General features: G+C 64.8%; 1 protein-coding gene. It reads left to right on the forward strand.

Annotated features, from left to right (window positions below):
* On the forward strand, window positions 1–540 hold a 540-nt coding region (locus tag G6W55_RS38205), incomplete at both ends, for an HD domain-containing protein (protein ID WP_175525127.1).

Here is a 540-nt window from a genome sequence, read left to right on the forward strand (position 1 = left end):
GTCATCAAGCTCGCCGACCGCCTGCACAACATGCGCACCATGCGCTACCTCAAGCGCGAGAAGCAGGAGAAGAAGGCGCGCGAGACCCTGGAGATCTACGCGCCGCTCGCCCACCGCCTCGGCATGAACACCATCAAGTGGGAGCTGGAGGACCTCGCCTTCGCGATCCTCTACCCCAAGATGTACGACGAGATCGTACGGCTGGTGGCCGAGAGGGCTCCCAAGCGTGACGAGTACCTGGCCATAGTGACCGACGAGGTCCAGTCCGATCTGCGCGCCGCCCGCATCAAGGCGACCGTCACCGGCCGGCCCAAGCACTACTACAGCGTCTACCAGAAGATGATCGTCCGCGGCCGGGACTTCGCGGAGATCTACGACCTGGTCGGCATCCGCGTCCTGGTGGACACCGTCCGCGACTGCTACGCGGCCCTGGGCACCGTCCACGCCCGCTGGAACCCGGTTCCGGGGCGGTTCAAGGACTACATCGCGATGCCCAAGTTCAACATGTACCAGTCGCTGCACACGACGGTCATCGGACCC

It is taken from the genome of Streptomyces sp. CAI-85 (assembly GCF_013363615.1).
Classification (GTDB): Bacteria; Actinomycetota; Actinomycetes; order Streptomycetales; family Streptomycetaceae; genus Streptomyces; species Streptomyces antibioticus_B.